The sequence below is a fragment of the Allobosea sp. P2_A10 genome (genome assembly GCF_056405115.1).
In genome coordinates this window covers 332,193-358,715 of record NZ_JBFUCS010000001.1, presented here as the reverse complement: position 1 = coordinate 358,715, position 26,523 = coordinate 332,193, and the positions used below count along the sequence as shown (strand labels likewise).

Genomic DNA, 26,523 nt, shown 5'->3' with positions numbered 1-26,523 from the left:
CCGCCTGGCTTGCGCCAGGCGGCGGCCCGAGATCAGGCGAGTTCGGGCAGCAGCGCCTCGATGCGGGCGCGCTGGGTTTCCAGCCCCGCCGGCAGCTTCAACGCCTCGCCCAGCGTCGCGGCGGGCTCGTCGACGGCAAAGCCGGGCACGTCGGTCGCGATCTCGAAGAGTACGCGGCCCGGCTCGCGGAAGTAGACCGAGCGGAAATAGTTCCGGTCCCGCTGTTCCGTGGTCCGGATGCCGTGGTTCTCCGCGAGCTTGCGGACCATCTCCTCCTGCGCGGCGTCGTCGGCCGCGCGGAAGGCGACATGGTGGACCGAGCCCGCGCCCTGCCTGGCCGGCAGGAAGCCGCCTGCCGTCCTGAGATCGACGACATTGCCGAGCGCCGCGCCCTCCGCCCTGTAGCGGGTTAGCGCGCCCTCGCGAGCAACCTCGCGGAAGCCGAAGACATCGCTCAGGATCGCACCGGTGGGCGCCGCATCGTCGAGCAGCAGGCTGACGCTGTGGAAGCCGCGGATCGCATGTTCCGCCGGCACGTCGCTGCCGTTCCAGGCGACCTCGCCGTCGATGCCCGGCAGCCCGACCAGCGCCAGCCGCATCCCGTCGGGATCACGAAAGGCCAGCACGGTTTCGCCGAAGCGCTTGACCGGCGCATCATGGGGCACGCCGTTCTCGACGAAGCGATGCGTCCAGTAGCCGATCGCGCCTTCGGGCACCCGGAACACCGTCTCCTGCGTCTCGCCGACGCCGAGCCTGCCGGGAGCCGCATGCTCCCAGGGAAAAAAGGTTAGGATCGTGCCGGGCGCGCCGGCGGCGTCGCCATAATACAGGTGATAGGTGCCGGGATCGTCGAAATTGACGGTCTTCTTGACCAGACGCAGGCCGAGAACGCGGCCATGGAAATCGAGATTGCGACGGGCCGGGCCGGCAATCGCGGTGACGTGGTGGATGCCGTTGATCTGCATGGTGACTGCTCCTCCAAACCGGACTCGAGAAAGGGCCGCTGCCCCGTTGAGGCCGAAGATTGGTCCGATGGAGTTAAAGCGCCAGATCTCGCTCATTGCGCATTTGCAATATCAATGTTGGCATATCCCAATTTGTATTGCGAAGAAATCGGATCAATCTCTGGCTCCGAGACCAACCCGGTCCCTTCTGGAGACTGCCATCATGATCGATAATCGCCTCGCCCCCTATGGCGCCCTGACCTTGCGCGTCGCGCTTGGCCTGATGTTCATCGCCCATGCCTATCTCAAGCTCGTCGTGTTCACCCCGGCCGGCTTCACCGGCTTCCTCGGCCAGGTCGGCCTGCCCGGCGTTCTCGCCTGGCCGATCATGCTGGCCGAACTCGTCGGCGGCCTCGCCATACTGACCGGCTTCTACGGCCGCTATGTCTCGATCGCGCTGCTGCCTGTCCTGCTCGGCGCGCTGATGGTCCATGCCGGCAATGGCTGGGTCTTCAACGCTCCCAATGGCGGCTGGGAGTATCCCGCCTTTCTCGCCCTGACCGCGCTTGCCCATGGTCTGATCGGCGATGGCGCGCTCGCCCTGAAGCCTGCCCGTCTCGTCTGGACCGGCGCTCCCGTATCCGCCTGAGGGGATCACCCGCCTGCCCTTCTCGCCGTCATCTTGGCATCACGCCTTGATGACGGCGAAGCCATGTCTGAGAGTGCGGCATGACGATTCCCGCCAAGCCCAACCCGACCAGACCGAGCCTCGGCAAGGCGCTGGCCTGGGATGATTTTCGACTGATCAAGGCGATCGCCGACCAGCGCGCCCTGCCGGCGGCGGCGACCTCGCTTGGCCTCAACCATTCCACCGTGTTCCGGCGGCTCGGCCAGATCGAGGAGGCGCTGGGACTGAAACTGTTCGAGCGCCACCGCAGCGGCTATGTCGCGACGCCGGCCGGCGACGAGATGGCGCAGCTGGCGGAGCGCGTCGACGACGACATCAGCGCCTTTGCACGCCGCCTCGCCGGCCAGGAGATCCAGCCCGCCGGAGAGTTGCGCGTCACCACCAACGACACGCTGCTGGTCGACCTGCTGACGCCGGTCTTTGCGGCTTTCATCCGGCAATGCCCGGACATCCGGCTCGATATCCTTTTGAGCAACCAGTCGCTGAACCTCTCCAAGCGCGATGCCGATGTCGCCATCCGCGCCACCGACAATCCGCCGGAGACGTTGATCGGCCGCCGCGCCGCGCGGATCGCCTGGGCGCTGTACGGCCGCGCCTCCGATTTTCCCGATGCCGGCGATATCGGTATCGAGCAGCTCTGGACGCGCAACTGGGTTTCGCTCGGCGACCAGTTCACCGGGCTGAAGGCTGTCCGCTACCTCGCGCGACACGTCGCGGCCGAGCGCATCGTCTACAAGGTCAACACCGTGCTTGGACTGTCGGAGGCCGTGGAAGCCGGCATAGGCATCGGATTCCTGCCCTGCTTCATCGCCGACACCAAACCCGGCCTGACCCGTCTCGCCGCGCCCGATCCCGGCTTTTCGGCTGACCTGTGGCTCCTGACCCATCCCGATCTCAGGCACTCGCCGCGCGTGCGGCTGTTCCTCGATTTCATCGCCGCGGAGATCGGCCGGATGAAGCCGCTGATCGAGGGGGCGAATGCGATGTCGCCGCGTTCATGAGTGGCGATGTCGGGTGGCTCGGCTGGCTGCTGTTCCTGTCGATCCCGCCGGGCCTCGTTCTCGCGGGCTATTGGGCGCGAGGACTGCGCCGTCAAAAGGCGCCGAAGGTCCCGCCTGGCGACCCCGGAAATCCGGCTTGATATCCGCATGACACCCCCGCGGTGGACGATGTCCGTCGCGGGGGTGCACGTTTTGAATCGAATCTTTCGAGCCGGCTCAGGCCGCCTTGCGGTTGACCCCGCCCTCGGCGAGCTCGGTGAGCTTGCCGTCCGCGGCGAACTCCTCGTCGAGGTTCTGCTGCAGGAGCGCGGCGCAATCGTTGCGACCGAGCTGCTTGGCCCAGGCGGTCAGCGTGCCGTAGCGGGTGATTTCGTAATGCTCGACCGCCTGCGCCGCGGCGATGATCGCCGCATCGAGAACCTGCTTGTCGGCGACGTCGCCGGCGAGTTCATCGGCTTCCTTCAGAATGCCGTCGATCGCGGGGCAGGTGACGCCCTTTGCCTCGGCGCCGTGCTGCCTGAACACCTGCTCGAGCCTGGCGATGTGACCCTCGGTCTCGCCGCGATGCATCTCCAGCCCCTGCTTGAGCTTCGCGTCGCTGGCCTTCTCGATCATCTTGGGAAGCGATTTGAAGATCTGCTTCTCCGCGTAGTAGATGTCCTGCAGAGTATGGACGAACAGATCGTCCATCGTCTTGATATCCTTGGAAAACAAACCCATTGCATACTCCTGTCGCTGGTGCTGGTCTGTGACAGGCCGACGGTGTGTGAGTGCCGCGCTTCCCCAGGATTTCAACGTGTGCGCGGCCGGTTGGTTCCGGGCCGCATCCCCTGCGTGCGTCGCGGCCCGTGATTTGATAGGGTCGCGCGATGGAACTGATCATCCCTCTCCTCGTCGGCATGACCCTGATCTGGCTCATCGGGCGCGGCGTGCCGTGGAACGCCAAACTCATCACGCTGGCGGCGACGCTGGGCGTGATCGTGCTGATCGTCCTGCTGGAGCGCGGCGGCTACTGGCCTGACGTCTTGCGACGCCGCTAGTGACTGGTCTGGAACGGGCAGACGCAAGTTGGTCCGCGACAATGCCGGGCAGCAAACGCGCGCAGCCGAAAGACCACGTCGCCACCATGTCTTTTCACATTGTCGCCGGATGCAGGGGCGCGCTACAGACGCGCGGGGATAGCGGCATTTCGAGCACGAATTCATAAGCATGGCTGAAGCTGGTCAGGACCCGGCCTGGACCGAGGATGCGCGGGCACGAGTGCTGCGCGACTACGACATCGTCGATGCGGCGCGCGATCCTGCGATCCAGGACATCGTCGGCTTCGCCGCGAACCTGTGCCGGGCGCCGATCGGCCTCGTCAGCCTGGTCGAGCAGGACCGGCAATGGTTTGCCGCCCGTGTCGGACTGGATGCCGAGGAGACGCCGCGCAGCCAGTCCTTCTGCGCCTTCGCGATGCTGGGCGACGCTGTCCTGATCGTGCCCGACGCCACGAAAGACCCGCACTTCGCCGACAACCCGCTGGTGACAGGGCCGCCGCATATCCGGTTTTATGCCGGCGCACCGCTGCGCTCGCCCGAGGGCGCACCGCTGGGCTCGCTCTGCATCATCGACTCCGTCCCACGCGAGGGACTGAGCGAGGAGCAGCTTGCCGGGCTGACCCTGCTGGCCAGGCAGGTGATGGCGCAGCTCGAACTGCGCCGCCTGCGCCGGCTCCAGGCCATTCGCGAGGCCGAGGTCGAGACCATGCTCGCCGCGGCCGAGTTCGTCGGCAAGTGGGACTGGGACATTGCCAAGGATACGGTGACCGCTGACGCGGCCTTCGCCCGGATGTACTCGGTCGCGCCAGAGGAAGCCGCCATCGGCCTGCCGATCGCTGGCTTTGTCGCAGGCATTCACCCCGACGACCGCGCGCGCGTGGAGCGCGAGATCGGACAGGCGCTCGCCGGCGATGGCGCCTTCCGCTCGGAATACCGCGTCAGGCGCGGCGACGGCGCGGTCCACTGGGTCAAGGCGAGCGGACAGGTCGAGCGCGACGGCGCGGGCAAGCCGGTGCGCCTGCCGGGCGTGGTTGTCGACATCACCGCGCGCAAGAGCGCCGAAACCGCGTTGGGCCAAAGCGAATCGATCTGGCGCACGATGGCCGACGCCATTCCCCAGCTCGCCTGGATGACCGATCGCGAAGGCTGGATCTTCTGGTACAACCAGCGCTGGTACGACTATACCGGCACGACGCTCGAGACGATGCAGGGCTGGGGCTGGCGCGACGTGCACCACCCCGACCATGTCGAGCGCGTCGTCGCCCGGATTTCGGAATGCTTCGCCGCGGGCACGCCCTGGGAGGACACCTTCCCGATCCGCGGCAAGGACGGCAGCTACCGCTGGTTTTTGTCGCGCGCCCTGCCGATCCGCGACGAGAGCGGGGCGATCATGCGCTGGTTCGGCACCAATACCGACGTCACCGGCCAGTTCGAGGTGGAGGCGGCGCTGCGCGAGAGCGAAGCGAAGTTCCGCGCCATTGCCGACGCCATGCCGCAGATGGTCTGGTCGACCCTGCCCGACGGCTTCCACGACTACTACAATGCGCGCTGGTACGAGTTTACCGGCGTGCCCGTGGGTTCGACCGACGGCGAAGGCTGGAACGACATGTTCCATCCCGACGATCAGCAGAATGCCTGGACGCGGTGGAGCCATTCTCTGGCGACCGGCGAGCCCTACGACATCGAGTACCGGCTGCGACACCACAGCGGCCAGTATCGCTGGACGCTTGGCCTGGCGCTGCCGATCCGCGACGACGAGGGCAGGATCACGCGCTGGTTCGGCACCTGCACCGACATCCACGCGACCAAGGAGGCGGCCGAAGCGCTGAACGCAGCTCAGACGCGGCTGCAGCTCGCCCTGTCGGCTTCGCAGATCGGGATTTGGGAGCTCGACGCCGGCACCGGCGCACTGACATGGGATGGCCGGATCCGAACGATCGCCGGTTTCCAGGACGAGCGCGCACCGGTTTATTCCGGCGACTTCCTGCCGATCATCCACCCCGAGGACCGGGCTCGGATCGACGCCGCAATTCAGGAGGCCATCGCCGGCTCAGGCGAGATCGAGGAGGAGTTCCGGCTGGCGTCGAGCATCGATGGCGCAAACCTGTGGATCCTGATCCAGGGCCAGAGGGTCGTGAGACAGGACGGTTCGATCCATCTCATCGGCACCGCTCTGGACATCGATGAGCGGAAGCGCTTCGCCGAAGAGCGGGCGCTCGTCGCCCAGGAACTCAGCCACCGGATCAAGAACATCTTCGCCGTCATCTCCGGCATCATCGGCCTCAGCGTGCGCTCCTTCCCGGAGGCGAAGGATTTCGCGATGCAGTTGCGCGAGCGGCTGGCCGCGCTGGGCCGCGCACATGATTTCGTGCGGCCCCACAGCACGGATAGTGGCGCACCGGGCGGCGAAAGCCGGTTCCAGGACCTGATGCGCGAATTGTTCGCGCCCTATGTGCAGCGCGAAATTCCCCAGGTCCAGATCGAGGGCGACGACCTGACGATCGATGCGCGCGCCGCGACGCCGCTCTCGCTGCTGTTCCACGAGCTTGCGACCAATGCGACGAAATATGGCGCGCTGTCGCGTCCCGAAGGCTCGGTCGTGCTGCGGGGGACGCGGGTGGGCGAACAGTTCGAGGTCGACTGGAAAGAGCGCGGCGGCCCCGCCATTCTGGCTGCCGCCACGCATGAGGGCTTCGGCACGCGGCTGTCGCGGCTGAGCGTCGAATCCCAACTCAAGGGCGCGATTTCGCGTGTCTGGGAGCCGGACGGGCTGCGCGTGAAGGTCTCGATTCCGCTTTCGGCGATTGCACCGCCGAAAAGCTGACGCTCAGGCGGCGAGCTTGAGGCCGACGATGCCCGCCACGATCAGGCCGATGCAGGCCAGCCGCAATGCGCTTGCCGGCTCGTTCAGCAGCACAATGCCCAGAGTTGCGGTGCCGATCGTGCCGATGCCGGTCCAGACCGCGTAGGCCGTACCGACCGGCAGGCTTTTCAGCACGATGCCGAGCAGCCCCAGGCTGACCACCATGCTGGCGAGCGTCAGCATGGTGGGCACGAGCCGGGTGAAGCCTTGCGTGTATTTCAGGCCAATCGCCCAGCCGACCTCGAACAGGCCCGCGACGAAGAGATAGAGCCAGGCCATGACGGCCCTCCTGTGAAGAAAGGGCGGGGCCGTCCACGCCGGATGATCGGAAAAGGCCTTAAGCCCGAGGTCGTCCTCGGCAGTGGAGCTAGTCAGCCAGATGACGCGCCGCAAGCAGGCGATACTGAATGCCCGCCAGAACGGAGCGGCATGACAACTGGGGAGACTTGTCTCAGGCGCCGTCGGGCATCGCCTGTGGCGCCAGCGCGCCGCGCAGGATGCGCTGGCACTCGCCCAGTTCGGCCAGGACGGCTGAAAGCAATGTCAGATCGTCGAGCCCCTCGGGCACGGGCTCGCGCGGCGGAATGCGCGGCGCATCGGCTTCGACGGGAGGAGCGGCAGGATCCGGTCTGGCGGATTGCGGAGCGCCGGCTGCGATTTGCGGGCCGAGCGGGCCGCCACGGCCGATCGCCTGGACGTGGCGCGGCCCCTGCTCCTTGAGGATGCGCTGCAGCCCCTTGATGGTGTAGCCCTCGCCGTAGAGCAGCCGGCGGATGCCTTTCAGCAGCGCGACATCGTCGGGGCGATAGTAGCGGCGTCCACCGCCGCGCTTGAGCGGTTTGATCTGGGCAAAGCGCGTTTCCCAGAAACGCAGGACATGCTGGGGTATGTCGAGGTCGTCTGCGACCTCGCTGATTGTCCGGAAGGCATCTGCGCTCTTGGTGTCCAATTCGGCCTCGTAGTCGGCGTTATGGATCTCCAGGCTCACTCGTCTTCACCCTCACCCAACTGTCCGTTGATGCGGGCCTTCATCACATTGGAAGGCTTGAACACCATGACGCGACGCGGCTCGATCGGGACTTCGACACCCGTCTTGGGATTACGCCCGATTCGCTCGCCTTTGTCTCGCACAACAAACGAACCGAACGAGGACAGCTTGACGTTCTCGCCGCGCGCGACCGCATCGCAGATCTCGTCCAGCACGGTCTCGACGAGCTTCGACGACTCCGTCCGCGACAGACCGATCTTCTGATAGACAGCCTCGCACAGATCGGCGCGAGTGACCGTTTGCCCCGCCATACATATCCTCCAAGGCGTTATCTCGTCAGGCGGGCTTAACCCCCTGCCCTTCGCCGTTATGGACGGCGGACGCTAGGCGTACCGGTTGCGCGGGTCAATCCTCGAACCGTCGCCAGAAGGCCCGGATTTGCAGCAACGAAAGAAAAACAGCGCGAAACCGTCACAAATCGGCAGGATTTTCGGAGACGTCGCCTACCAGCGGATCAGCGCCGAGCCCCAGGTAAAACCGCCGCCCATCGCCTCGATCAGCACGAGCTGCCCGCGCTTGATGCGCCCGTCCTTGTGGGCTTCCGCCAGCGCCAGCGGAATCGAGGCGGCGGAGGTGTTGCCGTGGCGGTCGACGGTGACGACGACGCGCTCCGTGCCGATGCCGAGTTTGTCGGCGGTGGCGTCGATGATGCGACGGTTGGCCTGGTGGGGCACGAACCAGTCGATGTCGGACCCGCTCAGCCCGGTTTCCGCAAAGGTGTGGCGCACCGTCTCCGCGAGATTGACGACGGCATGGCGGAACACCTCCTTGCCCTCCATGCGCAGCAAGCCGACCGTCTTGGTCGAACCCGGCCCGCCGTCGACATAGAGCTTGGTCTTGTGACGACCGTCCGAACGGATATGGGTCGTCAGCACGCCGCGATCGGCCAGCGTGCCCTCGCCCGGCCCAGCCTTGAGCACGACGGCGCCGGCGCCGTCGCCGAAGAGCACGCAGGTCGTGCGGTCTTCCCAGTCGAGGATGCGCGAGAAGGTCTCCGCGCCGATGACGAGCGCAGCCTTCGCCGCGCCGGTGATCAGAAACTTGTCGGCGGTGGCGAGTGCGAAGACGAAGCCCGAGCAGACAGCCTGGAGGTCGAAGGCCGCGCCCTGCGTGATACCGAGCGCGGCCTGGATCTGCGTCGCGGTCGCGGGAAAAGTGTGGTCGGGCGTCGCGGTCGCGACGATGATCAGGTCGATCTCGGAGGCGTCCATGCCGGCGTCAGCGAGCGCGGCCTGCGCAGCCTTGAGGCCGAGCGTCGAGGTCGCCTCGTCATCGGCCGCGACATGGCGCTGGTGGATGCCGGTGCGCTGGACGATCCACTCGTCGGTCGTGTCGACACGGGTCGCCATCTCGGCATTCGTGACGATGCGTTCCGGCAGATAGGAGCCGCAGCCGCAGAGAATGGAGCGTAGAATCGACAATAAAACCGTTCCCTACTCGGCCACGACGGCCTGCCGAGCCGCCTCCGGCCGCGCCGTGGCGGACACCATCTCGCGGACCTTCGCCATCAGGTTCTCACGGGCCATCTCATAGCCGAGTTCGGTCGCGCTGGCGAAGCCCTCGGCGTCGGTGCCGCCATGGCTCTTGATCACGATGCCCTCGAGCCCGAGGAAGACGCCGCCATTGACCTTGCGCGGATCCATCTTGTCCTTCAGCGCCGCGAAGGCGCCACGCGCGAACAGATATCCGATCTTGGCCATCAGCGAGCGGCTCATGGCGGCGCGCAGATATTCGCCGATCTGGCGCGCCGTGCCTTCAGCCGTCTTCAGCGCGATATTGCCGGTGAAGCCCTCGGTGACGACGACATCGACCGTGCCCTTGCCGAGATCGTCGCCCTCGACGAAGCCGTGATAATTCAGATGCGGCAGGTTGCTCTCGCGCAGGATGCGGCCGGCTTCCTTGACCGCCTCGACGCCCTTGATCTCCTCGACGCCGACATTGAGCAGGCCGACCGTCGGACGGTCGAGATCGAAGACGACGCGGGCCATCGCCGCGCCCATGACCGCGAGATCGACGAGATGGCGGGCGTCGGCGCCAATCGTCGCCCCGACATCGAGCACGATGCTCTCGCCGCGCACGGTCGGCCACAGGCAGGCGATCGCCGGCCGGTCGACCTGCGGCATCGACTTCAGGCAGAATTTCGACATCGCCATCAGCGCGCCGGTGTTGCCGGCGGAGATCGTCACATCGGCCTCGCCGGTCTTGGTCGCATCGATCGCGCGCCACATCGACGACTTGTAGCGGCCATAGCGCAGGGCCTGGCTCGGCTTGTCGTCCATCTTCACCGAGACCTCGGTGTGATGGAACGTCGTCACCGCCTTGAGCCTGGGATGGGCGTCGAGGAGAGGCATGACCTCGGCCTCGTTGCCGAAGATCACGAACCGCGCATCGGGCCGACGCTCCAGCGTCAACGCGGCGCCGGGGATGACCACGGACGGGCCATGGTCTCCGCCCATCGCATCGAGCGCGATTGTAACCGGTCGTGTCATGGGGTGATGGCTGGTCCCGGTAGCGACCGCCCTTCGAATGGGGGCGGTTCGATGCCGGCCGGACAATAGCGAGTTGGATGGCCGCCGCAAGCCGAAGCTAAGGGGTTCATGCGCCTCATTCGCCGCGTTTCAGTTTGGCGAGCGCGGCGAAGGGGGATTCCCGTTCGACCGGAGCCGGAGCCTCGTCGAAGCTGACGCCGGGCTTGCGCGGATAGGGATCGAGCGCCAGCGCCAGGAATTCGAGCGTCACCGCGCCGAGGTCGATCACGCCGTCGACGATGGGCTCTGGCGGATCGGCTTCATTGAGCTTCACCTCGATATCGATCCTGTCGTCCTTCTGCGCCTCGGCGCGACGGGCGACCGCCCTCTCCTGCTCCGGCGGTGCGAAATCGAGGTTGAGAGGCATGTCGAGCGCAACCGGAAAGGCATCGAGCGTAACAACGCAGACTTGATGCATCCTGGCCGAAATCTCGCCCTCGAGCTTGACGGCCTCGCCATTGCGGAAAAGCTGATAGCGCGCCGCCAGCGACTCCAGCGAAGCGAGGCCAAGCTCGGTCGCGATGCGCGGCAACTCGTCGGCCTGCGCCTGCACGACGATTCTGGTGCCGCGCAACTTGATGCCCTCGACACGAACCGGACGGCTCATCGGCAGGCTCTTGTCGGGTTCGACGGTGTTTTCCGGCTCAGGCGTCATGACCGGTCTCCACCAAAGTAGGCGCCGGAAACAGCTCAGCGTCGTTCAGAAGGCGATCGAGATCGCGGGCCGCCAGTGCCGATTGCGCCTGCTTCATGTAAGCAGCCAGAACCGCCGCGCCCTCGCCAGGGCTGGCGTTACGACGCAGCGCCTCGATCAGCGTCGCAGGCTCGGCGGCGTCGAGCGCGTTCTCATAGGCCTGGATGCGGCCGTAGAAGCTCTGTGCGATCTTCTTCATGCGCTTGGGCACGGCGATGTCGCTGATCCCGCCATTGCGGAAGCCGAGTTCGAGATAGGCGAAGCTGGCGTCGGTGAACTCCTGCGCCAGCTCGGCTGCCGGCGCGGGCAGTTCGCGCAAGCGGCGCAGCACGAGAAAGACGTGCAGCGTCAGCGATTCGAAGCGGCCCTCGAAGGTGTCGGGGATGCCGCCGGCGAGATAGAGCGCCGGCTGCCGCGATGCCTCGGCAACACGTGCGAACAAGGCCTTCACCGGCGCAAGCCGGTCCTCACCCCTGCCAAACAAGCCGAACATCACGCGACCGTCTCCAATGCCGCTCCCTCGCAGGCGCGCTTGCCTTGCCAAAGCCATGCTCGGGCGTTACGCCAACCCTCACCCATTTGACAAGCGGCTTGGGTTTTCGCCCTCGTCCGACGGCCCTGGATCTGAGAGCCTTTGATGACTGTCACCACCCGCCGCACGGCCCTTCTCGGCATCCTCGCGACTTCGTCCCTGGCGCTGGCCGGCTGCGGCCCCGATGCAGGCGGCTTCATGCTGCCGACATCGGCCGGGCTGAACGAGGAATACACCCGCGGCTTCATCATGGATGACGGGCTCCTCGCTCAGGTCAAGATCGGCACGGACGTGCAGACCGTCCTGACCACGCTGGGAACGCCCTCGACGACCTCGACCGTCGGAAACCGGACCTTCTACTATATCAGCCAGACCGTGCGCCGCCGCTTCCAGTTCCAGGAACTCAGCGTCATCGACCAGAAGGTGCTGGTTGTCTATTTCAACAAGAGCTTCAAAGTCGAGCGTATCGCCAATTACGGCCTGCAGGACGGCGTGATCTTCGACTTCATCAGCCGGACAACGCCGACCGGCGGCGAGGAGCAGAGCTTCCTGAAGAACCTCTTCCGCGGCGTGACGAAGTTCACGCCGTTCGGGGCGTGAAAGGGCCGCCCGTCGGCTTCAGCGATTGCTCGCGGCCCGATAGACCGCGCCGCGATCTCTGCGGCCGACGGCGACGACCACAACCAAGAGCAGCCCATCCTGCACTTCGTAGACCAGCCGATAGCCGGCGCTGCGCAGCTTGATCTTGTAGCGATCCTTGTGTCCCGACAGCTTCGCCGCTGGTATGCGCGGCTGAACGATGCGCTCCGAAAGCTTCCTCTTGAACTGCTCGCGAATGGCGTTGTCGAGCCGCTTCCACTCCTTCAGGGCTTCCTCGCGAAAGCCGAGCTCATAGCTCATCCAATGTCACCTTGACGACAGGTTGGCTTTTTCGCGCTTCGGCGATCGCGTTGAGCTCGATATCGTCGAGCCGCTCGACCATGGCCTCGTATGCACGCGCCGGCACGCAATAGAATGCCGGCTCGTTGCGATTCAGGATCGCGACCGGCGCACCCTCTCCGGCCGCCACCGTGCCCATCGGATTTCGCTTCAGTTCCGATACGCTCGCCGTCATCTCCGCCAGAATGAGTGCGGTCATCATCTCGCCTTTCGATCGATCCAAGGTACGATCAATAGCACTCACAAGAGGTCTCGACAACAGCTGGCGACATGGCGCGAAGCGAGCGGCGCGGTCCTCATGCCGGCTTCTTCTCCGGCAGCGTCATCGCCGCGACGCCGATCACGACGAGCCCGAGGCCAGCCCAGGCCGTGGCGCTGAGGCTCTCGCCGAGGAACAGAATGCCGATGGCGACGCCGACTGGCACGCGCAGATAGGATACCGCAGTGGTGCCGACCGCACCGAGCGTGCGGATCAGGCGGAAATAGATCGCGAAGGCGAGCGCGGTCGAGAACACCGACAGCGCCAGCAGGGCAAGCAGCGAGTCCTGCGAGGGCGAAAGCGTCCAGGGCCGGTCGATCACGAGCGCCAGCGGCAGCAGGACGACCGCACCCGTCAGCATCGAGCCGGCGGCTGGCAGCAGCGGATCCATGCCGCCGAAATTGCGCCCGAACAGCGCCGCGCAGGCATAGGCCACCGTCGCCAGCACGATCGCGATCTGCGGCAGGAGTTGATCGCCGAGGCCGGCGAAGGCCTGCATGCCGACGATGAGCGTAATCCCTGCAAGGCCTGCCGCGACGCCGAAGGCCTTGCGGCCATCGGGGCGCTTGCGCGGAGCCAGCGCGAGCGTGATCAGGAAGACGAACACCGGCGTCGCCCCGTTCAGGATCGATGCGAGCCCGGCATCGACGCTGCGTTCGGCCCAGGCGATCAGCGTGAACGGCACGACGCTGTTGAGGCAGGCCTGCGTCAGAAACCGCCGCCAGACGGCGCGATCGCGCGGCAGGCTCACGCCGCGCAGGCGCAGGATCGCCAAGAGGATCGTGCCGGCGATCAGGGTGCGGGCCGCGATCAGCGTCAGTGGCGGGATCGTCTCCACGCCGATCTTGATGAAGGTGTAGGACCCGCCCCAGAGTGTCGCGAGCGCCAGCAGCAAGCCGAGTTCGGTGGCGCGGTTCGAGCCCGCGGCGGGGGTCGTCGACAGGGTCTTCAGCACATGCGTTGTCATGTCTCTCTCCTTGGCTGGGGAGACCATGCCAGCCGCCGGCGGCTGTGGCTTGCCGGAACGCTACGGTCCCGGTCGTAGCTTCGCGGGTTGATTCAACGTCGTTGGAAGCTGATTCAAGAACTGGTCGGAAGGCCTTGCCATGCAATGAAAAACCCCGCGGATCGCTCCGCGGGGTTGGTGCATTTCAGCGGGCGCGCAGCGATCTCAGCTATGCGCCAGGATCGCCAGCAGCAGGAGCGCGATGATGTTGGTGATCTTGATCGCGGGGTTCACGGCGGGGCCCGCCGTATCCTTGTAGGGGTCGCCGACGGTGTCGCCGGTGACGGAGGCCTTGTGCGCCTCCGAGCCCTTCATGTGACGCACGCCGTCCTTGTCGACGAAGCCGTCCTCGAAGCTCTTCTTGGCGTTATCCCAGGCGCCGCCGCCCGAGGTCATCGAGATCGCGACGAAGATGCCGGTGACGATGACGCCCATCAGCATCGCGCCGACCGCGGCAAAGGCCTGGTTCTTGCCGGCGATCGCGTTGATCGCGAAGAAGGTCACGATCGGCGCGAGCACGGGCAGGAGCGATGGCACGATCATCTCCTTGATCGCGGCCTTGGTCAGCAGATCGACGGCCCGCGCATAATCGGGCCGCTCGGTGCCGTCCATGATGCCGGGCTTCTCCTTGAACTGACGGCGGACTTCCTCGACCACCGAACCGGCGGCGCGGCCGACGGCGGTCATGCCCATGCCCGCGAACAGGAATGGGATGAGACCGCCGAGCAGCAGACCGACGACGACATAGGGGTTCGACAGCGAGAAATCGACGACCACGCCCTTGAAGTACTGGAACGCGGTCGAGCTCGGCTTGTTGGCCTCGGCGATAAAGAAGTTGAGGTCCGAGGTGTAGGCGGCGAAGAGCACAAGCGCGCCGAGACCCGCCGACCCGATGGCGTAGCCCTTGGTGATAGCCTTGGTGGTGTTGCCGACGGCGTCGAGCGCGTCGGTCGAGTGGCGGACTTCCTTGGGCAGGCCGGCCATCTCGGCGATACCGCCGGCATTGTCGGTGACGGGCCCAAATGCGTCGAGCGCCACGACCACGCCGGCCAGCGCCAGCATGGCGGTGGTGGCGATGGCGATGCCGAACAGGCCGGCAAAGCCATAGGAGACTATGATGCCGGCGATGATGACGATCGTCGGCAACGCGGTCGATTCAAGCGAGACCGCGAGGCCCTGGATGACGTTGGTGCCGTGGCCGGTGACGGAGGCCTGGGCGATCGAGACGACCGGGCGCTTGCCCGTGCCGGTGTAGTATTCGGTGATGACCACGATCAGCAGCGTCACCGCGAGGCCGACCAGCGCGCAGGCGAAAAGTCCGCCCGAGGTAAAGGTGACGCCCTGTACCGTGGTGAAGGAGGCCTTGAAGCCGCCGAACATCAGGTAGTTCACGGCCGCTATAGCGCCGACCGAAAGCACGCCCGCCGCGATGAAGCCCTTGTAGAGCGCGCCCATGATCGACTGGTTGGAGCCGAGCTTCACGAAGAAGCAGCCGATGATCGAAGTGACGATGCAGGATGCGCCGATCGCCATCGGGTAGAGCATCATCGTGCCAAGCGTCGCCTGGCCGGCGAAGAAGATCGCCGCCAGAACCATGGTCGCGACCAGCGTCACCGCATAGGTCTCGAACAGGTCGGCGGCCATGCCGGCGCAGTCGCCGACATTGTCGCCGACATTGTCGGCGATGGTGGCGGGGTTGCGCGGATCGTCCTCGGGAATGCCGGCCTCGACCTTACCGACGAGGTCGGCGCCGACATCGGCTCCTTTCGTGAAGATGCCGCCGCCGAGACGGGCAAAGATCGAGATCAGCGATGCGCCGAAGCCGAGCGCGACGAGCGAGTCGATGACGACGCGGCTCGACGGAGTGAAGCCGAGGATCGAGGTCAGAACGCCGTAATAGACGGCGACGCCGAGCAGAGCCAGGCCCGCCACAAGCATGCCGGTGACCGCGCCCGCCTTGAAGGCGACGTCGAGGCCATCTCCCAGCGACTGCATCGCGGCCTGGGCGGTGCGGACATTGGCCCTGACCGAGACGTTCATGCCGATGAAGCCCGCAAGGCCCGACAGCACCGCGCCAATCAGGAAGCCGATCGCGACCCACTGCCCGAGCAGATAGGCCAGGACGACGAAGAGCACGACACCGACCATGGCGATCGTGACATACTGGCGCTTGAGATAGGCCTGCGCGCCTTCCGCGACCGCAGCGGAAATCTCCTGCATGCGCTGGTTGCCGGCGTCGCGTTTCATCACGTCGCCATAGGCCCAGACGCCATATGCGATCGACAATGCACTTAAGAGGATGATGATAAGCAGGGCTGACATTCGATTTCCTGACCTTGAGCTTTCGACCCGCGGGGCGACTTTGCGCGCCCCTTAGCGTTCTTGGACCACCGACTCATGAGAATGCGGGCCCGAAGGATTCGCGCCCGCATGCGCATCGTCAGTGTCGGCCGGATTTGTGCCAAGTTTCGAACAAAATCGCAAACGCGGTGATTGGACTTTCGAAGGGTTCGCAGGAAGGCCGTCGCGCGTCTCAGCAGGCAGACTGTCGCCAGCCGTATCGTCTTAGAGCGCGATCTCGCGATTGACATTCTTGTAGAGCAGGTAGGACGCGTCGTTGAAGCCGGTCGGGTAGAATTGCTGCGGGCAGAAACCGCCCATCCAGATGAAGTCGTGCGCCCAGATCTCGTGCCAGTCCGCGCCTAGGAAGTAGAGCCCCTGCCCTTCCAGCATGTAGAGGCCGTGCTCCATCACATGGGTCTCGACATCGGGGAAATAGGCGCCCGGCTTGAACCCCATCAGGTTCATCTCGAAATCAAAGCGCATGTCGCCATAAGGCAGCAGATACTGGAAGCCGCGCCCCTCCAGTCCCGATGGATTGGCGACGGGCACCCGGTCGCGATGCGAGACGATCGGCTTGGGTACCGGGAGGTCGATCGCCTCGTAGCGCTTGCGCAGGGCGAGCACGCGCAGTTTTTCGGAACCGGCATTGCGCAGCGAGAACGGCGTGCCCGGCGGCACATAGGCGAATCCGCCCGGCGTGAGTTCGGCAGGCGGCGCGCCATCGACCGAAAAAGCTGCCGTGCCGGACAGCACATAGCAAAAATGCTGGATCGCCTCTTCCCGCACCGGCTGGCGCGTGCCCCCGGACGGCTCGGTCTCCAGAACATATTGCGCGAAGCGCGCGCCCAGCACCGGCGCAGCGAGAATCCGCGCGATCGTCAGTTCGTATTGCGGCAGCCGACTGACCAGCACGCCTTCGGGCGGCATGAAGGCGTAGTTATGCCTGACGACGCCGCGGTTGTGGCCGATCGCGCCGGGAGGCAGGCGCCCCGCAGGAACCGGAAACCGATGGGGGTGCATGATCTGGCCTCCGCTTGCGGTGCGGCCGGCGTAGCAAGGATCAGACCGGCCGTTGTGAGAGACAGGGCGGCCGTCAGGCTGGAACGGCCCGGTTCCGCCAGCCCTGCCAGGCGACCAGCGTCAGCGCGACCGCGACCGGCGGGAAGACCAGCCAGTTCACGCTGTCCCAGCCGCCGGCATGGAGCAGGCCGCCTGACGAGAACGAGGCGATGGCGACCGAGCCAAAGACGAGGAAGTCGTTAGCGGCCTGGACCTTGACCCGCTCCTCGGGGCGGTAGCAGTCGGTGACGAGCGCGGTCGCGCCGATGAAGCCGAAATTCCAGCCGACGCCGAGCAGGACGAGCGCGATCCAGAAATGGGCGACGCTGAGGCCCGACAGCCCGACCACCGCCGCCGCAGCGGTCAGCAGCAAACCGACCGCCGTAATCCTCTCCTTGCCGAAACGCGCGATCAGCCGGCCGGTGAAGAAGCTCGGACCGAACATGGAGAGCACATGCCACTGGATGCCGAGCGCGGCATCGCCGACCGAATGGCCGCAGCCGACCATGGCGAGCGGGGCAGCCGTCATCACGAAGCTCATCAGCCCGTACGCGACGAGGGCCGCGATGACCGAGGCGATGAATTTGGGCTGACGCATGATTTCGCCGAGCGGCCGGCCGCCGCCCGACTTGACGACCGCGACCGGCGGGGCGCGCAGCCGCATGACAACGAGCACGGCGATCAGCGCCAGGCAGCCCTGCGCGAGGAAGCTCGCCGCGAACGGCGCATCGGGAGTGAGGTCGCGCGTCCAGTAGACTGATTGCGGGCCGATGACGCCGGCCGCGATGCCGCCGATCATGACCCAGGAGATGGCGCGCGGTTTGAAACTCTCGGTCGCGGTGTCGGCGGCCGCAAAGCGGTAGCTCTGTACGAAGGCGCCGTAGAGCCCGCACATGAAGGTGCCCAGGCAGAACAGCCAGAACATCCGCATGCCGGTGCCTGCAGCAGCGATGCTGGCGGCGGTCGCACCAACCAGCGCGCCGATCAGATAGCCGCTGCGCCGCCCGAAACGCCGCATCAGCATGGCGGCGGGAATAACGCCGGCAGCGATGCCGAGCTGCATCAGGCTGACGGGCACGGTCGCGAAGGTCTGGTCGGCGACGAGGCCCGATCCGACGATACCGCCGAGCGAAATCACGATCGACGGACTCGCGCCGCCCAGCGCCTGCGCGCAGGCGAGAACCAGCGAATTGCGTTTGGCGAGCGCGTCGCCGTCGCTTGCGGAAAAATGCTGGTTCATACCTGCGCCGCCCTAGCCAGAGACGACGCTTGAGACTGCCGTCTTCAAAAATGAGCGAAGGAGCCGCGCGCGAAAATCCGCGCCCTGCCCTTTTCGCGATAGTTCACCACGCCCCGGTCTTCGGTCACGCGGCCGATCGCCGTCAATGGAACCCCGACCGTGTCGGCTGCAGCGATCAGAGCAGGATATTCCCTTTCCGAGGCCGTGCAGAGAATTTCGTAGTCGTCTCCGCCGGTCCACGCCAGTTCCGCGAGCGCGGGATCGGCCATGATCGCGGCGCGGACCGCCAGCGAGAGCGGGACAGCGTCGAGATCGACGCCAGCTCCGACCCGCGAGGCGGCGAGCAGCTTGGCGAGATCGCCGACGAGACCGTCGGACACATCCATCGCGGCCGAGGCATGAGCCTGCAAGGCGGCTGCAAGCGCCAGGCGCGGGCGCGGATGGAGATAGCGGTCGATGAGATGAGCGCGCTCAGCCTCGCCCAGCAGCGCCACCCAGCCCGGCTTGTCGGGGCCATGGACCTTCAGGCCGAGCGCACCGTCTCCGATCGTGCCTGAAACCAGCACGACATCGCCGGGCTTCGCGCCCGAGCGCGGCACCATGCGTCCGGCCGGAACGCTGCCAAAGGCGGTGATGGAGAGGGTCAGGACGCCTGACGTGGACACCGTGTCGCCGCCGATCAGCGGACAGGCGCCCTCGCCCGCAATCCGCGCCAACCCCTGTGCGAAGCCCGCAAGCCAGTCTTCCGTCCAGTCTTTGGGAAGTACCAGCGACAGCACGAACCCCCCAGGGCTAGCCCCCTTGGCGGCAAGGTCGGACAGGTTCACGGCGAGCGCCTTGCGGGCGATCGAAGCCGGAGGATCGTCGGGAAAGAAATGCACGCCGGCAACGAGCGCGTCGGTGGTGACGACGATCTCGTAGCCTCTCGCGGGGCGGATGAGGCCTGCATCGTCGACAAGGCCGAGACCGCCGGGACCGGCGATCGGCGCAAAATGACGGGCGATCAGGTCGAACTCGCCGGGCCTTGCGCTGTCGCCGGCCATTCTGGCGTCACGCCGCAGGCTGGTCGAATTCGTCGGCGCGGAAATCACGGGCCATCTTGTCGAGCACGGCGTTGACCATGCCGATCTCCTCGCCCTCGTAGAAGGCGCGCGCCACCGCGACGTATTCGGAGATGACGGCGCGACCCGGCACGTCCTTGCGGAAGGCAAGCTCATAGGCGCCCGCCCGCAAAATCGCGCGCACGACGGCCTCGACCCGCTTCAGTGGCCAGCCAGAAGCAAGCGTGTCGTCGACCGAGCGATCGACCAGACGCTGCTCACGCACGACGCCGCCGAGCAGATCGCGGAAGAAGGCGATCTCGGCCTTGGGGAGCTCGATATCCTCGACCGCCTTGCCGATCCAGAACGCCTCGAACTCCGCCATCGCCTCGATGACGCCGCGCCCGCCGATCTCCATCTCGTAGAGCGCCTGCACGACCGACAGCCGCGCACCGCGACGCATTTCGGCCCGGTTCGATTGTTGCCGGCCAGACTCTTGCCGGCTCACTTGGATTGCTCCCCGAGCGAGCGCTTGTAACGCAGTACGGCAAGCGCGGCTTCGGCGGCGCCGCCGCCCTTGTCCATGTCGGATCGATTGGCCCGGGCCCAGGCCTGCGCCTCGTTCTCGACGGTGAGGATGCCGTTGCCGAGCGGCAAAGCGAAGGCGACGGAGAGATCCATCAGAGCGCGCGAGCTCTCGCCGGCGACGATGTCGTAGTGGCCAGTCTCGCCGCGGATGACGGTGCCCAGAGCGACGACCGCCTCATAGGGATCGACCGCTTCGTCGGCGGCGCGCATGCCGATGACGATGGCCGAGGGGATTTCGAGCGCGCCGGGAACGGTGACGACATCGACGCGGCAACCGGCCTTGTCGAGCACGGCGAGCGCGCCGTTGAGCAATTCGTTGGCAAGCTTGTCGTAGAATCGCGCCTCGATCACGAGCACGCGGGCGCCGTCGAGCGCGACAGCGGAAGTTGCGGCATGGTCAGCCGAGATTTGCCGGGGTCCGGCCATGGTTCTTGTCCTTTGGAGTTGAGGGCGCTGACTAGACCGAGCCGCGCGCCTCCGCAAGCCGCGCGGCGTAGCGCGCCATCAAATCGACCTCGAGATGAATGGAATCGCCCGCCTTGCGCTGCCCCCAGGTGGTCACGGTGAAGGAATGCGGGATCAGCAGCACCGTGAAGACATCGCCCTCGACGCTGTTGACGGTGAGCGAGGTGCCATCGAGGCAGATCGAACCCTTGCCCGCGATGAAGGCCGACAGGATTTTGGGCGCCCGGATATGGAAACGGGCCGTCGCGCCCCAGGGTTCGTCGGGATCTGCCGCGATCGGGTCGATCGTCTCAATGGTGGCGACGCCGTCGACATGGCCGGTGACGAGATGGCCACCGAGTTCGTCGCCGACCTTGAGCGAGCGTTCGAGATTGATCGCGGTACCCGGCTGCCAGCCGCCGACCAGCGTCTTCGACAGCGTCTCCGCCGCGGCCTCGACCAGAAAGATGCAGCCGGGCGCTCCATCGCCGCGCGGCCGCAGCGCGGTCACCGTCAGACAGACGCCGGCGCAGGCGATCGACGCGCCGATCTCGATGCCATCGGCCTCATAGGGGCAGGCTATGGCGAAGCGCTTCAGGCTTGGGCCCTTGCTCTGCGCCTCCAGGACGGTGCCGATGGCGGTGACGATGCCGGTGAACATCAGGCGATCCTCAGATAATGCTCGAAATGGTCGTGGCCGATCAGGCCGTCCTCGGCAAGGCGATACAGATCGGGATCGGCCAGCAGCGCTGCAAGGCCCGGACGCACGGCAACGACGCCGGGGTGACCCAGCGCGTTCGGCGAGGTCGATACGATGACCTCGTCGGCGAGCCCGGCCTGCGCCAGCTTTTCGCCGATGTTCGGGCCACCTTCGGAGAAGATGCGGGTGATGCCGCGCGTGCCGAGCAGGCGCAGCGCCTCGTCGAGATCGAGATGGCCGTCGGCGCCGGCCGAAACGCGCATGACCTCGACCCCGGCCGCGACCAGTGCGGTCTCGGCTTCGACAGGAGCGGTTTCGGCAGCCATCACCCAGACCGGCACGACCGCGGCCGTCCTCACGAGTTGCGAGGCCAGTGGCAGGCGCAGATGCGAATCGAGGATGATCCGGATCGGCGAGCGCCCGGCCATGCCGGGCAGGCGCACGGTCAGCAGCGGGTCATCGGCCAGCACCGAGCCGATGCCGAGCATGATCGCATCGTGATGGGCGCGCTGGAGATGGACGAAAGCGGAGGCCGCCGGACAGGACACCGCAAGCCGCGCTCCCCTAGCCCCGCCGGCATAGCCGTCGGCGGTGCGGGCGACCTTGAAGGTCACCATCGGCCTGCCATGGGTGACCCGCAGGACATGGCCGCGATGGACGCGCTGCGCTTCGTCCTGCAGCACGCCCGTGGTGACGCTGAGCCCGGCTGTTCGCAACAATGCGAAGCCCAGACCGCGAAACAGCGGGTTGGGATCGGCCATCGCGGCGACGACGCGCTTCACGCCCGCCAGGATGGCGCGCTCGACGCAAGGCGTCGCGGCCCGGATGGTGCGATGCGAGCAAGGTTCCAGCGTGACATAGAGCGTGCCGCCGGCCGCCGCATTGGCGCCTGCCCGGTCGAAGGCGTCCGCCTCGCCATGGGGTCTGCCGCCGGGCTGGGTATGGCCGCGTGCAACGACCACCGGCCCGTCGGGCGTGCCTTGCGTCACGATCGCGCCGACGCAGGGGTTAGGCCAGGTCGTGCCCTGCCCGCGCGCGCCGAAAGCGAGCGCCTGCCGCATGAAGGCGCGGTCGATCGCCGCCTGATCAGTCATCTTTGCGGGCGGCCGGAGCGGCGGCCGCGCCATCCTCGTCATCGGCGCTGAGCTGGCCAAGGATTTCCTCGAAATCGCGCGCCTCGCGGAAATTCTTGTAGACCGAGGCGAAGCGGACATAGGCGACGTCGTCGAGCGATTTCAGCCCTTCCATCACCAGTTCGCCGACAGCCGAGCTCGCGACCTCGCCCTCGCCCGCGCTTTCGAGCTGGCGCACGATGCCGTTGACCATGCGCTCGATGCGCTCGGGTGCGACCGGACGCTTGCGCAGGGCGACCTCGATCGAGGTCTGCAGCTTGTCGCGGTCGAAGGCCGTGCGCCGCCCCGAGCGCTTGACCACGACGAGATCGCGCAACTGCACCCGCTCGAAGGTGGTGAAGCGGCCGCCGCAATCGGGGCAGACGCGGCGGCGGCGGATCGAGGCGTGATCGTCGGTCGGGCGCGAATCCTTCACCTGCGTGTCGAGGGAGCCGCAATAGGGACAGCGCATGGCGGACTTTCAGGACGGGGTGGCTTCGGAGGCTGCCGCCTCCTCGCTCAGGACAGCGGCGAGATTGGCGCTCGACCATGACGGCCAGCCGGTACCCGCAAAATCACGATCGTGGGACCAGATGTCGGCGTCATAAGTCCAGGCGAGCGCCAGGATGTGAGCGTCCTTGGTGCTGCCGTTTCGAGAGGCCGGGCCGTTGCGCAAGGCCGAGCGCGCCGGATCGAGATTCGCCGAATATGTCTCCCGGTCAATGACTTCGATCGCGGTCAGGAGCGTCTCCGCCCGTTGTGTTTTGCGTTCATCGATCCGCGCGACCACGAGACGGAACTCTCGCGCCATATCCGCCGAGGCGATCAGCGCCCGCTGGCGACTGACCTGCGTCAATACCGTCGCGTAACGGACGCCCAGGATCGCGCCGACGAGAATGTTGGTGTCGAGGACGAGCGACGGGCTGGGCGAGAACAGGCGCATCAGCCGCCCGCATCGGCCAGGAATCGCTCGATCCGGGCCTGCATTTCAGGTGAAAGCTGTTCGAATTCGGCTTGCGCGTCTGCGACCACCTTCGCAATGGCTGCGGAATCGGTTTTCCTGACAGGAGACAGCAGGCCGATGACCGCCTTGCCGTTGGTGATGGGCACGGGATGGGGCAGCGCTTCGATCACGCCCGCCGACATCTTCTGCAACTCACGCATTGTGACGCTTTGGCGTACCATATCGACCTCCATCGCTCGATATGTATGTAACCCTGTAGGGCAGCTCTCACAAGCCGCCCGCCGGTCCCGTCCCTCAATAGATCGGGAACCGCGCCGTCAGTTCGTGCACCTTGACCTTGACCGCCTGTTCGACGGCCGCGTTGCCCTCTTCGCCGTGAGCGGCCAGCCCGTCGAGGACCTCGGCGACCAGTTCGCCGACCTTCTTGAATTCGGCGACGCCGAAGCCGCGCGAGGTCGCCGCCGGCGTGCCCAGCCGGATGCCGGAGGTGACCATCGGCTTTTCGGGATCGAAGGGGATGCCGTTCTTGTTGCAGGTGATGTGGGCGCGGGTCAGCGCCGCCTCGGCGGCCTTGCCGGTAAGCTTCTTGGAGCGCAGGTCGACCAGCATGAGATGGTTGTCGGTGCCGCCGGTGACGAGATCGAAGCCCCTGGTCTTGAGGGTTTCGGCCAGAGCCTTGGCGTTCTCCACGACAGCCCGGGCGTAGATCTTGAACTCGGGCTGGAGCGCCTCCTGGAAGGACACCGCCTTGGCGGCGATCACATGCATCAGCGGCCCACCCTGGATGCCGGGGAAGATCGCCGAATTGAACTTCTTGGCCAGGGCCTCGTCATTGGTCAGGATCATGCCGCCGCGCGGGCCGCGCAGCGTCTTGTGCGTCGTGGTGGTGACGACATGGGCATGCGGGAACGGCGACGGGTGCGCGCCACCGGCGACGAGCCCGGCGAAATGGGCGATGTCGACCATGAAATACGCCCCGACCTTGTCGGCGACCTCGCGGAAGCGGGCGAAATCCCAGTGGCGGGCATAGGCTGAACCGCCGGCGACGATGACCTTGGGCTTGTGCTCGACCGCGAGACGCTCCAGCGCGTCATAGTCGATGGTCTGGTCGACGACGCAGACGCCGTAGGAGACGACGTCGAACCATTTGCCGGACTGGTTGACGGGCGCGCCATGGGTCAGATGGCCGCCCGCGGCGAGATCGAGCCCCATGAAAGTGTCGCCCGGCTGCATCAGCGCCATGAACACGCCCTGGTTCGCCTGGCTGCCGGAGTTGGGCTGGACATTGGCGAAGGAGCAGCCGAACAGCCGGCAGGCGCGCTCGATCGCCAGCTTCTCGGCGATATCGACGAACTGGCAGCCGGCATAGTAGCGCCGGCCGGGATAACCTTCCGCGTATTTGTTGGTCATCACCGAGCCCTGCGCTTCGAGCACGGCGCGCGAGACGATGTTCTCCGACGCGATCAGCTCGATCTCGTCGCGCTGGCGACCGAGTTCAAGGTCGATGGCGCGGGCGATCTCGGGGTCGGCATCGGCCAGCGAGGCGGCGAAGAACGAGTTCGAGAGATGCTTTTCAGTGGCGGCTTGAGTCATGTCCGGCTCCTGACGATTCGGCGGCCGGGCACGGCCCGGTTCGGTCGCGGCGTCCCTATCATGGGGCGATGGGCTGTCCAAGGAATAGATGGGGCGGGACCTGGTCGACAGACCTCCGGGCTTACGCTCGTCGCGGCCTACGCGCTGCGGGTCGGTTTGCGTCGCGCGCTTGGTTGACCGCCGGATGCCTGATCCGAGCGACGCTTGCGCGTCGCCGCCTTCATGAGTCCCAGAAAAGCCGGGCATTCCAGATGCGATGGGGCCCGGCAATCGGCAACGTGGCGAAGAGCGTCTCGCAGCACCCGAAGATCCAGGATCTGCTTCTGCAAATCCGCCGCCTTGGCATGAAGCTGGGCACGGGGAATGTCGGGCTGACCGTCCCGGCCGAACATCCCGGCGATCTCCGTCAGTGAAAAACCGGCGGTCTTGCCCAGTCCGATCAGCGACAGCCTCACCATGACGTCAGGACCGAACTGGCGTCGCAGGCCGTGCCTTCCGATGGAGGCTATCAGCCCGATCTCCTCGTAGTAGCGCAAGGTCGACGGCGCGACGCCGGAGCGTTGCGCCACCTCCGCGATATCGAGAATTTTCATGCTTGACCTCAAGTTCACTTGAATTCGTACGGTCTTCCTAACCAGCCATTCCGGCAAGAGGGAAAACCATGCAGAGCACCAATATGACGAACGCCGACCCCATCTGGAGGGACAAGCGCGCTATCGCGCTGCTGATGGCGGCATCGCTGACCACGATGGCCAACGCCACGATCAGCCCGGCGCTGCCCGGACTGGAACGCCTCTTCGCCGGAGACCCGAATGCGGCCATGCTGACGCGCCTCCTGGTTCCGGCGCCCTCGCTCAGCGTCGCACTCTGCGCCCCATTCGTCGGACTGGCTGCTGATCGGATCGGACGACGACCGCTGCTGTTGAGCGGGATCGTCCTGTTTGTGATCTCCGGTTGCGCCGGGCTTTATCTGCCCGATCTGCCGACGATCTTTCTCAGCCGAATCGTTCTCGGCGTCGCGGTCGCACTGATCATGACGGCCCAGACAGCACTCGTCGGCGACTACTTCACCGGCAGCCAGCGGAACGCGCTGACAGGCTTGCAGATCTCGGCCCGGAATTTTGGAGGTCTGGTCTGCATTCTGCTAGCGGGCTGGGTCGCGGCTATCGCGCCACGCCTGCCCTTTGCGATATATGGCCTGGCGGCTGCTTTCCTGCCCCTGATGTGGCGGGTTCTCCTCGATTCCCCGCGCGCCGCGCACACCTCTGGCGGCCCGGCAGACGGCAATCCGGCGAGCAACGCGTCCTGGTTGGCGCCAGTCGCATTGCTGGGGCTGCTCCAGGCCGCAACCAACCTGATCTTCTTCATCATGCCGACCCAACTGTCGTTCTTCCTCGAGGCTGGCGGCCGCGACAGCGCGGTGATGACCGGGACAGGCCTCGGCGTCCTGATGCTGTCGGGTGGCTGTGTCGCTCTGCTCTATCCGCGGATCCAGCGGGCGACCGGGTATGCCGGAATTTTCGCTCTGGGGTATGGAGCCATGGCGCTCGGCTTTTTGCTGCTGACGCTCGTGACATCGACCACGCTTTTGCTGCCGGCAGCCGTCGCGATCGGCACGGGTTATGCCCTGGTCTCGCCGACATTCGTCGCTCTTGCCCTGGGCCTCACGCCGAGCAGGTCCAGGGGTCTGGGCGGCGGCATCCTGACCACCTCGATCTTCATCGGCCAGTTCTGCTCGCCATTCGTGAGCATGCCCATGATCGCGGGACATGGCTATGCCGGCCTGTTTCGCGGAGCCGGCACGGTGCTCGCGATCCTGGCCGTTGCCGCCATGTCGGCCGCTGTTCTCTCTCGCCCGCGCCGGTGAACGCACACGGCCCTCGGTGCTCAAAAACGAA

Annotated in this window: 31 protein-coding genes; 6 read left to right on the top strand and 25 right to left on the bottom strand. The window is 66.2% G+C overall.

Annotation, left to right across the window (positions count from 1 at the left end; genetic code table 11):
• Nucleotides 1-32: 32 nt before the first annotated feature.
• Complete coding sequence (locus AC1DZY_RS01770; protein WP_476818338.1) at nt 33-965, bottom strand: ring-cleaving dioxygenase; 933 nt, start codon at nt 963-965, stop codon at nt 33-35.
• 202 nt (nt 966-1,167) lie between these two features.
• Here AC1DZY_RS01770 and AC1DZY_RS01765 point away from each other — a divergent pair, with 202 nt between their 5' ends.
• A complete protein-coding gene (locus AC1DZY_RS01765) occupies nt 1,168-1,593 on the top strand; it encodes a DoxX family protein (protein WP_476818337.1) in 426 nt (141 codons plus the stop codon).
• Nucleotides 1,594-1,673: 80 nt separating this feature from the next.
• Nucleotides 1,674-2,633, top strand: a complete 960-nt coding sequence (locus AC1DZY_RS01760) for a LysR family transcriptional regulator (protein ID WP_476818336.1) — start codon at nt 1,674-1,676, stop codon at nt 2,631-2,633.
• Between the two features lie 216 nt (nt 2,634-2,849).
• On the opposite strand, the gene AC1DZY_RS01755 is transcribed toward AC1DZY_RS01760, so the two are convergent.
• Complete coding sequence (locus AC1DZY_RS01755) at nt 2,850-3,353, bottom strand: YciE/YciF ferroxidase family protein (protein ID WP_476818335.1); 504 nt, start codon at nt 3,351-3,353, stop codon at nt 2,850-2,852.
• Nucleotides 3,354-3,502: 149 nt separating this feature from the next.
• Between AC1DZY_RS01755 and AC1DZY_RS01750 the strand changes: the two genes are divergently transcribed.
• Nucleotides 3,503-3,673 (top strand): hypothetical protein, encoded by a 171-nt coding sequence (locus AC1DZY_RS01750; protein WP_476818334.1) that lies wholly within the window; start codon nt 3,503-3,505, stop codon nt 3,671-3,673.
• A gap of 169 nt (nt 3,674-3,842) precedes the next feature.
• On the top strand, nt 3,843-6,497 hold the full coding sequence (locus tag AC1DZY_RS01745) for a PAS domain-containing protein (RefSeq protein WP_476818333.1): 2,655 nt from the start codon (nt 3,843-3,845) through the stop codon (nt 6,495-6,497).
• Between the two features lie 3 nt (nt 6,498-6,500).
• Here AC1DZY_RS01745 and sugE read toward each other — a convergent pair whose 3' ends face one another.
• The 7 genes from sugE to AC1DZY_RS01710 form a co-directional block, all read right to left on the bottom strand.
• On the bottom strand, nt 6,501-6,815 hold the full coding sequence (sugE, locus tag AC1DZY_RS01740) for a quaternary ammonium compound efflux SMR transporter SugE (protein ID WP_476818332.1): 315 nt from the start codon (nt 6,813-6,815) through the stop codon (nt 6,501-6,503).
• 172 nt (nt 6,816-6,987) lie between these two features.
• Nucleotides 6,988-7,524, bottom strand: a complete 537-nt coding sequence (locus tag AC1DZY_RS01735) for a MerR family transcriptional regulator (protein ID WP_476818331.1) — start codon at nt 7,522-7,524, stop codon at nt 6,988-6,990.
• On the bottom strand, nt 7,521-7,835 hold the full coding sequence (locus tag AC1DZY_RS01730) for an integration host factor subunit alpha (RefSeq protein WP_476818330.1): 315 nt from the start codon (nt 7,833-7,835) through the stop codon (nt 7,521-7,523). The genes AC1DZY_RS01735 and AC1DZY_RS01730 overlap by 4 nt, the downstream gene beginning before the upstream one ends.
• Nucleotides 7,836-8,027: 192 nt before the next feature.
• Nucleotides 8,028-9,005, bottom strand: a complete 978-nt coding sequence (locus AC1DZY_RS01725) for a beta-ketoacyl-ACP synthase III (RefSeq protein ID WP_476818329.1) — start codon at nt 9,003-9,005, stop codon at nt 8,028-8,030.
• A 12-nt stretch (nt 9,006-9,017) separates the two neighbouring features.
• Nucleotides 9,018-10,073 (bottom strand): phosphate acyltransferase PlsX, encoded by a 1,056-nt coding sequence (gene plsX, locus AC1DZY_RS01720; RefSeq protein WP_476818328.1) that lies wholly within the window; start codon nt 10,071-10,073, stop codon nt 9,018-9,020.
• A gap of 115 nt (nt 10,074-10,188) precedes the next feature.
• A complete protein-coding gene (locus AC1DZY_RS01715; RefSeq protein ID WP_476818327.1) occupies nt 10,189-10,767 on the bottom strand; it encodes a YceD family protein in 579 nt (192 codons plus the stop codon).
• The gene (locus AC1DZY_RS01710) at nt 10,757-11,299 is read right to left on the bottom strand and encodes a ubiquinol-cytochrome C chaperone family protein (protein ID WP_476818326.1); all 543 of its coding nucleotides are present in this window, start codon (nt 11,297-11,299) and stop codon (nt 10,757-10,759) included. The genes AC1DZY_RS01715 and AC1DZY_RS01710 overlap by 11 nt, the downstream gene beginning before the upstream one ends.
• A gap of 144 nt (nt 11,300-11,443) precedes the next feature.
• Here AC1DZY_RS01710 and AC1DZY_RS01705 point away from each other — a divergent pair, with 144 nt between their 5' ends.
• Nucleotides 11,444-11,938: an outer membrane protein assembly factor BamE gene (locus tag AC1DZY_RS01705; RefSeq protein WP_476818325.1), complete on the top strand. Its 495-nt coding sequence runs from the start codon at nt 11,444-11,446 to the stop codon at nt 11,936-11,938.
• An 18-nt stretch (nt 11,939-11,956) separates the two neighbouring features.
• Here the strand turns inward: AC1DZY_RS01705 and AC1DZY_RS01700 are convergent, their stop codons facing one another.
• From AC1DZY_RS01700 to AC1DZY_RS01625, 16 genes are all read right to left on the bottom strand, one after another.
• Nucleotides 11,957-12,238: a type II toxin-antitoxin system RelE family toxin gene (locus AC1DZY_RS01700; protein WP_476818324.1), complete on the bottom strand. Its 282-nt coding sequence runs from the start codon at nt 12,236-12,238 to the stop codon at nt 11,957-11,959.
• A complete protein-coding gene (locus AC1DZY_RS01695) occupies nt 12,228-12,521 on the bottom strand; it encodes a type II toxin-antitoxin system Phd/YefM family antitoxin (RefSeq protein WP_476818323.1) in 294 nt (97 codons plus the stop codon). Before AC1DZY_RS01695 ends, AC1DZY_RS01700 begins: the two co-directional genes overlap by 11 nt.
• A 52-nt stretch (nt 12,522-12,573) precedes the next feature.
• Nucleotides 12,574-13,503 carry a DMT family transporter gene (locus AC1DZY_RS01690; RefSeq protein ID WP_476818322.1) on the bottom strand — a complete coding sequence of 310 codons (930 nt, stop codon included), beginning with the start codon at nt 13,501-13,503 and terminating at the stop codon, nt 12,574-12,576.
• Nucleotides 13,504-13,707: 204 nt separating this feature from the next.
• Entirely contained in the window at nt 13,708-15,864 is a 2,157-nt protein-coding gene (locus tag AC1DZY_RS01685) for a sodium-translocating pyrophosphatase (RefSeq protein ID WP_476818321.1), read from the bottom strand.
• A gap of 243 nt (nt 15,865-16,107) precedes the next feature.
• Nucleotides 16,108-16,905, bottom strand: coding sequence for a (S)-ureidoglycine aminohydrolase (gene allE, locus AC1DZY_RS01680; protein WP_476818320.1), 798 nt, complete (start codon nt 16,903-16,905; stop codon nt 16,108-16,110).
• Nucleotides 16,906-16,978: 73 nt separating this feature from the next.
• Nucleotides 16,979-18,184, bottom strand: coding sequence for an MFS transporter (locus AC1DZY_RS01675; RefSeq protein ID WP_476818319.1), 1,206 nt, complete (start codon nt 18,182-18,184; stop codon nt 16,979-16,981).
• Between the two features lie 44 nt (nt 18,185-18,228).
• Nucleotides 18,229-19,227, bottom strand: coding sequence for a thiamine-phosphate kinase (thiL, locus tag AC1DZY_RS01670; protein ID WP_476818318.1), 999 nt, complete (start codon nt 19,225-19,227; stop codon nt 18,229-18,231).
• Nucleotides 19,228-19,234: 7 nt separating this feature from the next.
• Entirely contained in the window at nt 19,235-19,687 is a 453-nt protein-coding gene (nusB, locus tag AC1DZY_RS01665; RefSeq protein ID WP_476818778.1) for a transcription antitermination factor NusB, read from the bottom strand.
• Between the two features lie 41 nt (nt 19,688-19,728).
• Nucleotides 19,729-20,238 (bottom strand): 6,7-dimethyl-8-ribityllumazine synthase, encoded by a 510-nt coding sequence (ribH, locus tag AC1DZY_RS01660; protein ID WP_476818317.1) that lies wholly within the window; start codon nt 20,236-20,238, stop codon nt 19,729-19,731.
• A 31-nt stretch (nt 20,239-20,269) separates the two neighbouring features.
• Nucleotides 20,270-20,917: a riboflavin synthase gene (locus AC1DZY_RS01655; RefSeq protein WP_476818316.1), complete on the bottom strand. Its 648-nt coding sequence runs from the start codon at nt 20,915-20,917 to the stop codon at nt 20,270-20,272.
• Entirely contained in the window at nt 20,917-22,050 is a 1,134-nt protein-coding gene (gene ribD, locus AC1DZY_RS01650) for a bifunctional diaminohydroxyphosphoribosylaminopyrimidine deaminase/5-amino-6-(5-phosphoribosylamino)uracil reductase RibD (protein ID WP_476818315.1), read from the bottom strand. Before ribD ends, AC1DZY_RS01655 begins: the two co-directional genes overlap by 1 nt.
• Nucleotides 22,043-22,540, bottom strand: coding sequence for a transcriptional regulator NrdR (nrdR, locus tag AC1DZY_RS01645; protein WP_476818314.1), 498 nt, complete (start codon nt 22,538-22,540; stop codon nt 22,043-22,045). The genes ribD and nrdR overlap by 8 nt, the downstream gene beginning before the upstream one ends.
• Nucleotides 22,541-22,549: 9 nt before the next feature.
• Complete coding sequence (locus AC1DZY_RS01640; RefSeq protein WP_476818313.1) at nt 22,550-23,011, bottom strand: PIN domain-containing protein; 462 nt, start codon at nt 23,009-23,011, stop codon at nt 22,550-22,552.
• The gene (locus AC1DZY_RS01635) at nt 23,011-23,253 is read right to left on the bottom strand and encodes a hypothetical protein (protein WP_476818312.1); all 243 of its coding nucleotides are present in this window, start codon (nt 23,251-23,253) and stop codon (nt 23,011-23,013) included. The genes AC1DZY_RS01640 and AC1DZY_RS01635 overlap by 1 nt, the downstream gene beginning before the upstream one ends.
• A gap of 73 nt (nt 23,254-23,326) precedes the next feature.
• On the bottom strand, nt 23,327-24,625 hold the full coding sequence (glyA, locus tag AC1DZY_RS01630; RefSeq protein ID WP_476818311.1) for a serine hydroxymethyltransferase: 1,299 nt from the start codon (nt 24,623-24,625) through the stop codon (nt 23,327-23,329).
• Between the two features lie 137 nt (nt 24,626-24,762).
• Entirely contained in the window at nt 24,763-25,218 is a 456-nt protein-coding gene (locus AC1DZY_RS01625) for a helix-turn-helix domain-containing protein (protein ID WP_476818310.1), read from the bottom strand.
• Between the two features lie 68 nt (nt 25,219-25,286).
• Between AC1DZY_RS01625 and AC1DZY_RS01620 the strand changes: the two genes are divergently transcribed.
• Nucleotides 25,287-26,492, top strand: a complete 1,206-nt coding sequence (locus tag AC1DZY_RS01620) for an MFS transporter (RefSeq protein WP_476818309.1) — start codon at nt 25,287-25,289, stop codon at nt 26,490-26,492.
• Nucleotides 26,493-26,523: the final 31 nt, after the last annotated feature.

Excerpts from the sequence above, each read along its gene's own strand:
- AC1DZY_RS01770 (WP_476818338.1), bottom strand. The coding sequence starts at position 965 with ATGCAGATCAACGGCATCCACCACGTCACCGCGATTGCCGGCCCGGCC.
- AC1DZY_RS01765 (WP_476818337.1), top strand. The coding sequence starts at position 1,168 with ATGATCGATAATCGCCTCGCCCCCTATGGCGCCCTGACCTTGCGCGTC.
- AC1DZY_RS01760 (WP_476818336.1), top strand. The coding sequence starts at position 1,674 with ATGACGATTCCCGCCAAGCCCAACCCGACCAGACCGAGCCTCGGCAAG.
- AC1DZY_RS01755 (WP_476818335.1), bottom strand. The coding sequence starts at position 3,353 with ATGGGTTTGTTTTCCAAGGATATCAAGACGATGGACGATCTGTTCGTC.
- AC1DZY_RS01750 (WP_476818334.1), top strand. The coding sequence starts at position 3,503 with ATGGAACTGATCATCCCTCTCCTCGTCGGCATGACCCTGATCTGGCTC.
- AC1DZY_RS01745 (WP_476818333.1), top strand. The coding sequence starts at position 3,843 with ATGGCTGAAGCTGGTCAGGACCCGGCCTGGACCGAGGATGCGCGGGCA.
- sugE (WP_476818332.1), bottom strand. The coding sequence starts at position 6,815 with ATGGCCTGGCTCTATCTCTTCGTCGCGGGCCTGTTCGAGGTCGGCTGG.
- AC1DZY_RS01730 (WP_476818330.1), bottom strand. The coding sequence starts at position 7,835 with ATGGCGGGGCAAACGGTCACTCGCGCCGATCTGTGCGAGGCTGTCTAT.
- plsX (WP_476818328.1), bottom strand. The coding sequence starts at position 10,073 with ATGACACGACCGGTTACAATCGCGCTCGATGCGATGGGCGGAGACCAT.
- AC1DZY_RS01715 (WP_476818327.1), bottom strand. The coding sequence starts at position 10,767 with ATGACGCCTGAGCCGGAAAACACCGTCGAACCCGACAAGAGCCTGCCG.
- AC1DZY_RS01710 (WP_476818326.1), bottom strand. The coding sequence starts at position 11,299 with ATGTTCGGCTTGTTTGGCAGGGGTGAGGACCGGCTTGCGCCGGTGAAG.
- AC1DZY_RS01705 (WP_476818325.1), top strand. The coding sequence starts at position 11,444 with ATGACTGTCACCACCCGCCGCACGGCCCTTCTCGGCATCCTCGCGACT.
- AC1DZY_RS01700 (WP_476818324.1), bottom strand. The coding sequence starts at position 12,238 with ATGAGCTATGAGCTCGGCTTTCGCGAGGAAGCCCTGAAGGAGTGGAAG.
- AC1DZY_RS01690 (WP_476818322.1), bottom strand. The coding sequence starts at position 13,503 with ATGACAACGCATGTGCTGAAGACCCTGTCGACGACCCCCGCCGCGGGC.
- AC1DZY_RS01685 (WP_476818321.1), bottom strand. The coding sequence starts at position 15,864 with ATGTCAGCCCTGCTTATCATCATCCTCTTAAGTGCATTGTCGATCGCA.
- allE (WP_476818320.1), bottom strand. The coding sequence starts at position 16,905 with ATGCACCCCCATCGGTTTCCGGTTCCTGCGGGGCGCCTGCCTCCCGGC.
- AC1DZY_RS01675 (WP_476818319.1), bottom strand. The coding sequence starts at position 18,184 with ATGAACCAGCATTTTTCCGCAAGCGACGGCGACGCGCTCGCCAAACGC.
- thiL (WP_476818318.1), bottom strand. The coding sequence starts at position 19,227 with ATGGCCGGCGACAGCGCAAGGCCCGGCGAGTTCGACCTGATCGCCCGT.
- nusB (WP_476818778.1), bottom strand. The coding sequence starts at position 19,687 with ATGCGTCGCGGTGCGCGGCTGTCGGTCGTGCAGGCGCTCTACGAGATG.
- ribH (WP_476818317.1), bottom strand. The coding sequence starts at position 20,238 with ATGGCCGGACCCCGGCAAATCTCGGCTGACCATGCCGCAACTTCCGCT.
- AC1DZY_RS01655 (WP_476818316.1), bottom strand. The coding sequence starts at position 20,917 with ATGTTCACCGGCATCGTCACCGCCATCGGCACCGTCCTGGAGGCGCAG.
- ribD (WP_476818315.1), bottom strand. The coding sequence starts at position 22,050 with ATGACTGATCAGGCGGCGATCGACCGCGCCTTCATGCGGCAGGCGCTC.
- nrdR (WP_476818314.1), bottom strand. The coding sequence starts at position 22,540 with ATGCGCTGTCCCTATTGCGGCTCCCTCGACACGCAGGTGAAGGATTCG.
- AC1DZY_RS01640 (WP_476818313.1), bottom strand. The coding sequence starts at position 23,011 with ATGCGCCTGTTCTCGCCCAGCCCGTCGCTCGTCCTCGACACCAACATT.
- AC1DZY_RS01635 (WP_476818312.1), bottom strand. The coding sequence starts at position 23,253 with ATGGTACGCCAAAGCGTCACAATGCGTGAGTTGCAGAAGATGTCGGCG.
- glyA (WP_476818311.1), bottom strand. The coding sequence starts at position 24,625 with ATGACTCAAGCCGCCACTGAAAAGCATCTCTCGAACTCGTTCTTCGCC.
- AC1DZY_RS01625 (WP_476818310.1), bottom strand. The coding sequence starts at position 25,218 with ATGAAAATTCTCGATATCGCGGAGGTGGCGCAACGCTCCGGCGTCGCG.
- AC1DZY_RS01620 (WP_476818309.1), top strand. The coding sequence starts at position 25,287 with ATGCAGAGCACCAATATGACGAACGCCGACCCCATCTGGAGGGACAAG.